Source organism: Thiocapsa sp., assembly GCF_011390875.1.
Lineage (GTDB): Bacteria > Pseudomonadota > Gammaproteobacteria > Chromatiales > Chromatiaceae > Thiocapsa.
In genome coordinates, this window is the sequence record NZ_JAABRP010000252.1 from 1 (window position 1) to 5,980 (window position 5,980).

General features: G+C 60.9%; 5 protein-coding genes. 3 read left to right on the forward strand and 2 right to left on the reverse strand.

Annotated elements, in window-relative coordinates; all coding sequences use genetic code 11:
* Window positions 1–784: 784 nt before the first annotated feature.
* Window positions 785–2,044, forward strand: coding sequence for an NADP-dependent isocitrate dehydrogenase (gene icd / locus GPT33_RS16375; RefSeq protein ID WP_296810979.1), 1,260 nt, complete (start codon window positions 785–787; stop codon window positions 2,042–2,044).
* A gap of 134 nt (window positions 2,045–2,178) precedes the next feature.
* Here the strand turns inward: icd and cspD are convergent, their stop codons facing one another.
* Window positions 2,179–2,385, reverse strand: a complete 207-nt coding sequence (gene cspD, locus GPT33_RS16380; protein ID WP_007193300.1) for a cold shock domain-containing protein CspD — start codon at window positions 2,383–2,385, stop codon at window positions 2,179–2,181.
* A 300-nt stretch (window positions 2,386–2,685) separates the two neighbouring features.
* Here cspD and clpS point away from each other — a divergent pair, with 300 nt between their 5' ends.
* Together clpS and clpA are read left to right on the forward strand one after the other, a co-directional pair.
* Complete coding sequence (clpS, locus tag GPT33_RS16385) at window positions 2,686–3,009, forward strand: ATP-dependent Clp protease adapter ClpS (RefSeq protein WP_296810982.1); 324 nt, start codon at window positions 2,686–2,688, stop codon at window positions 3,007–3,009.
* A gap of 66 nt (window positions 3,010–3,075) precedes the next feature.
* Window positions 3,076–5,337 (forward strand): ATP-dependent Clp protease ATP-binding subunit ClpA, encoded by a 2,262-nt coding sequence (gene clpA, locus GPT33_RS16390; protein ID WP_296810986.1) that lies wholly within the window; start codon window positions 3,076–3,078, stop codon window positions 5,335–5,337.
* A 207-nt stretch (window positions 5,338–5,544) separates the two neighbouring features.
* Here clpA and infA read toward each other — a convergent pair whose 3' ends face one another.
* Window positions 5,545–5,763, reverse strand: coding sequence for a translation initiation factor IF-1 (gene infA / locus GPT33_RS16395; RefSeq protein ID WP_007193303.1), 219 nt, complete (start codon window positions 5,761–5,763; stop codon window positions 5,545–5,547).
* Between the last annotated feature and the right edge of the window lie 217 nt (window positions 5,764–5,980).

Here is a 5,980-nt window from a genome sequence, read left to right on the forward strand (position 1 = left end):
GTCGATGGGCGGCAACGGCGGAATCCACGCCGCCGGACAGGCCGACAATGATGCGGGCGGATCGGGGTGTGGAGGTCGGCGCAATCATCCTTCGATTGTATACCGAGTGTCCCCGGGTTTTTCCGAAAGCAGGGAACGTCCCGCGCGCGTCGGAGACGAGTCGCGCGGACGACCAACGATGCTGCCGCGTCGAGCAACAACTGGCGCCTCGCCAGTATCTCGCGCGCAGGTCCTATGGGGATCTGGGACGTCGTTGCCCAAGACCTCGAGAGCTTCGTGGAGCTCTTCGAGCATGCACCCCGGTGCGAGTTGACTCCCGGGACCAAGCATCCGGGTACACTGCACTGCCTTTGACGCGCACTCGACCGGCCTTGCCCGATGCGGGCATGTGCCGGTTTTCACACGGTCCGCGAGTCTACGATTTTTAAGCGGCGAGGTGCCTCGCGAGACCTGGCCGAGCCCTAGGCGCGGCCCTGTGCAATTTACACCGAGCGCACGTGGGTTTTTCGCCGCATTGCACGCCACGCTCACGCCGGGCCGGCGTTGCGCTTTCTCGTCGTTGGGGCCGCTACGCCTCGTCGGCGCGCCTTGTCCCGACGCGCGCGGGACCACACTGCTTTCCGAGAAACCCACGCGCGCTCGGTATCGCCTTCTCCTCACCTTCGAAAGTCCGTGGTAGCGTTTGGACGCTGTGGGTTTCGGCGTCCCCGCTCGGGATCTGCGCAAGCCGAGTTGGCAGTGGTAGCATGACCTCTTTTGGGCGATCCGAAGAGAGCAACTCCACATGGCCAACGACAACATCAAGATCCCTGCGGGCGGCGAGAAGATTCAGGTCAACCCGGATCTGTCTCTGCGTGTACCGAACAACCCCATCATCCCCTACATCGAGGGCGACGGCATCGGCATCGATATCACGCCGGTGATGTGTGCGGTGGTCGACGCGGCGGTGGACAAGGCCTACGGCGGGTCGCGCAAGATCCACTGGATGGAGATCTATGCCGGCGAGAAGTCGACCCGGACCTACGGCGAGGATGTTTGGCTGCCGGAGGAGACGCTTGCTGCGGTGAAGGATTATGTGGTCTCCATCAAAGGCCCGCTCACGACGCCGGTCGGCGGCGGCATCCGCTCGCTGAACGTCACCCTGCGCCAGGAGCTCGATCTCTATGTCTGCCTGCGTCCGGTGCGTTATTTCAGCGGCACGCCGAGCCCGCTCAAGGAACCTCAACATACCGATATGGTGATCTTCCGCGAGAACTCCGAAGACATCTATGCGGGCATCGAATGGCAGGAAGGCACGGCTGCGGCCAAGAAGGTCATCGACTTTCTGCGCAACGAGATGGGCGTGACCAAGATCCGCTTCCCCGAGACCTCCGGGATCGGCGTCAAGCCGGTTTCACGCGAAGGGACGGAGCGTCTGGTGCGCAAGGCGATCCAGTACGTGATCGACAACGACCGCGCCTCGCTGACCCTGGTGCACAAGGGCAACATCATGAAGTTCACCGAGGGTGCCTTCAAACAATGGGGGTACGATCTGGCCAAGTCCGAGTTCGGTGCCGAGGAGATCGGCGGCGGACCCTGGTGCAGCTTCAAGAATCCGAAGACCGGCAAGGAGATCGTGGTGAAGGACGTGATCGCCGATGCCTTCCTGCAGCAGATTCTGCTGCGCCCAAAGGATTACGACGTGATCGCCACACTCAACCTCAACGGCGATTACATCTCGGACGCCTTGGCCGCGCAGGTCGGCGGCATCGGGATGGCGCCCGGGGCGAACTTGTCCGACACCGTCGCCATGTTCGAGGCCACGCACGGGACCGCACCGAAATATGCCGGCAAGGATCAGGTGAATCCAAGCTCTTTGATCCTCTCCGCCGAGATGATGCTGCGGCACATGGGTTGGACGGAAGCGGCCGACCTCATCATTAAGGGTGTCGAAGGCGCGATTGCGGCCAAGACCGTGACCTACGATCTCGACAGACTCATGGAAGGGGCGACGAAGCTCAGCTGCTCGGGCTTCGGGGATGCTGTGATTGCGCGGATGGATTGACCGGCGGGGGTTGGGGGTTGCCGACCCCTGAGAAAAAAGGGGCGCGGAAAGGATTTCCGCCCCCGGCTGTCGTCGAATGTCAGCGTAACGTCGCCTCCCGGTACGGACGATCGCGAGTGCTCAGCGCACGGCGATCAACTGACGCGATGTACATTGGCGGCATGCAGGCCTTTCGGCCCCTGACTGATCTCGAACTGGACTTTTTGTCCCTCGCGCAAGGTCTTATAGCCATCCATGTCGATGGCCGAGAAGTGGACGAAGACGTCCTCGTCGCGGCCATCGGGTTGCACGAACCCGTAACCCTTGGCGTTATTGAACCACTTGACAACACCGGTAATCATTTAAGGGCTCCTCCAGGAGTTGCAGGTCTCTCGTTGGTGGTCATCGTTGTTGTTGTCTGACGGGTGCCTTGAAACCTCGGAACCGCGCCATAACTGCGTAGTATAGTAAGGTGATTTCGGGGGTCAAACCGACATCTTCAGGGGCGCTCCAAACCGATCCGCGTCACGGGTCGGTCCGTGCGGAAACCGAACGCAGGCGTCATGGCCCGGTCCGGGATACTCCTGGAGTCGGGTCGGATATCGCGCCGAACCGTGCGACCGACATCGCAACCCTCAAAATTTTGCCTAGAATCCCGAATCATGAGTGACGACCTTCCAAGCGAGGAGCGCGAATCAGGGCTGACCGTACAGGAGGCGAAGCCTAAACTTCGTCGGCCACCCCTATTCAAGGTCCTGTTGCTGAATGATGATTACACACCGATGGAGTTTGTGGTGCAGGTTCTGGAGACCTTCTTCGCAATGAATCGCGAGAAGGCGACGCAGATCATGCTGCATGTGCACACGCGCGGTCGAGGGGTATGCGGCGTTTTTACGAAAGACATCGCCGAGACCAAGGTGTCGCAGGTGAACGACTTTGCGCGCAGTCACCAGCACCCCTTGATGTGCACGATGGAAGAGGCTTAGAGCCCGACACACCTGGTCGCTGCAGCGGCTCACACCGTTTCGTCAACCCCTGCTTGGATTAGGCCAATGCTGAGCAAAGAACTCGAATTTACGCTGAACCGGGCCTTCAAGGAGGCGCGCGCGAAGCACCATGAATACATGACGGTCGAGCACATGCTGTTGTCGCTTCTCGATAACCCGACCGCCGCGAAGGTTCTCAAGGCGTGCGGCACGGATGCCGATAAGCTGCGTCGCGAGATCACGGCCTTCATCGACGAGACCACGCCGCTCATCCCGGACAGCGAGGATCGGGACACGCAGCCGACACTCGGGTTCCAGCGCGTCCTGCAGAGAGCGGTCTTCCATGTTCAGTCCGCCGGCAAGAAGGAGGTTACCGGGGCGAACGTGCTCGTGGCGCTCTTCAGCGAGCAGGATTCCCAAGCCGTTTATCTGCTCAATCAGCAGGATGTGACTCGGTTGGATGTCGTCAACTATATCTCGCACGGCATCTCGAAGGTCCCCGGCGAGAGTCAGGACGACGAGATCTCCGGCGATGTCGACGAGCCGCGCGGCGAGGAAAAGGAAGGCAGCAGTCCGCTCGAGACGTTTGCGACCAACTTGAACGAGATGGCGCGCCAGGGGCGGATCGACCCCCTGATCGGCCGTGCCGCCGAGGTGGAGCGCACGGTTCAGATCCTCTGCCGGCGGCGTAAGAACAATCCGCTCTTCGTCGGCGAGGCGGGAGTCGGCAAGACCGCGATCGCCGAAGGCCTGGCGAAGAAGATCGTCGACGGCCAGGTTCCGGAAATCCTCGGCGACGCCGTCATTTATTCGCTGGATCTCGGCGGCTTGGTCGCCGGGACCAAGTACCGGGGTGATTTCGAGAAAAGGCTCAAAGCGGTCCTCGCACAGCTGAAACGCCAGCGTCACGCAATCCTTTTCATCGACGAGATCCATACGATCATCGGCGCCGGGTCCGCCTCGGGCGGGGTCATGGATGCCTCGAATCTGATCAAGCCTGTGCTGGCCTCCGGCGATCTGCGGTGCATCGGCTCCACGACCTACCAGGAATACCGCGGTATCTTCGAGAAGGATCGAGCGCTGGCGCGTCGCTTTCAGAAGATCGACGTCGAGGAGCCGTCGGTCGAGGAGACCTTCGAGATCCTGAAAGGACTCAAGAGTCGGTTCGAAGAACATCATCAGGTCACCTACACCAACCCGGCCTTGCGCGCGGCCGCGGAGCTGTCGAACCGTTACATCAACGATCGCCATCTCCCCGACAAGGCGATCGACGTCATCGACGAGGCAGGTGCACACGTGCAGCTCAAGAGCCCGGCGAAGCGCAAGAAGCGCATCGACGTCGGCGATGTCGAGGCGATCGTCGCCAAGATGGCGCGCATCCCCTCGAAGAAGGTCTCGGCCTCCGACACCGAGTCGCTCAAGAACCTCGATCGCGACCTCAAGATGGTCGTCTACGGTCAAGATGCGGCGATCGATGCCTTGACCTCCTCGATCCGGATGAATCGCTCGGGCTTGGGGACCGAAGAGAAGCCGATCGGCTCGTTCCTGTTCACCGGCCCGACCGGTGTGGGCAAGACGGAGGTGACGCGTCAGTTGGCGCGTATTCTCGGAATGGAGCTTCTGCGCTTCGACATGTCCGAATACATGGAGCGCCATACGGTCTCGCGTCTGATCGGCGCGCCGCCGGGATATGTCGGTTTCGATCAGGGCGGTCTACTGACCGAAGAAGTCAACAAGCACCCGCATGCGGTCTTGCTGCTCGACGAGATCGAAAAGGCCCATCCCGATGTCTTCAACCTGCTCCTGCAGGTGATGGACCACGGGACACTGACCGACAACAACGGTCGAAAGGCAGACTTCCGCAACGTGGTTCTGGTGATGACGACCAACGCCGGGGCGGAAGAAACCGCGCGACGCTCGATCGGCTTCACGGAGCAAGATCACTCCACGGACGGCATCGAAGCGCTCAAGCGTTATTTCACGCCCGAGTTTCGTAATCGGCTCGACGCGGTGGTGCAGTTCGGCTCCTTGAGTGAGGAGACGATCCGCAGCGTGGTGGATAAGTTCGTGTTCGAGCTCGAACAGCAGCTCGAAGAGAAGAAAGTGAGCTTGACGATCGACGCCGATGCCCGTGCCTGGCTGGCGGAGAAGGGCTACGATCCGAAGATGGGCGCCCGACCGATGGCCCGGGTGATCCAAAACCACATCAAGAAGCCCTTGGCAAACGAGCTTCTCTTCGGTGATCTGATCACAGGCGGAAACGTGCGTATCCATGTACAGGGAGATACGCTCGCGTTCGACATCAACGGCGAGCCCCGCTCGCTATGAAACGCAGCCGGGCGACAGACGTCGCCTAGCGCTCAGAGCGATCATGGCGTCACCGACAACGGGGTGTCGGTCGACGCGCAAGAGCCCGAGGCCGCATCGACTTGGGGCGGCGACGTCGATCCGCCGAAGGCACCGGCCTCTTTGCCCTCGTGCTGCGTTTCGGGGAAGCCCTGTCCGGCGTCTGCGGATTTTTCGTTTCGGACGTGCCTATCGCGCTCGATAGACGATACGGCCTTTGGTGAGGTCGTAAGGGGTCAGCTCGACGGTGACCTTATCCCCCGTCAGGATGCGGATATAGTGCTTTCGCATCTTGCCGGAGATATGAGCCGTGACGGTATGACCGTTCTCCAGCTCGACCCTGAAAACAGTGTTCGGCAGGGTCTCGGTGACCGTGCCTTCCATTTGGATAACGTCGTCTTTTGACATAGTTTTTGTATGTTGTACTGCGTGATCGGATCGGGGCCATGAAGCTCCGGAAGTGTACCATAGGTTGAACCTCCCGGCGGGCAGTCGGGGTTGTTTGCGTGCCGAGTCGATTGCTCGAAGGGTCCTAAACCGCATCCGGAGCGAGATGCGTCGTTTTCATTCTGCGTTTGGCTTCGGAGATGTCCTCGACCCCGGTGAGACGCGGTTTAGACCGAGC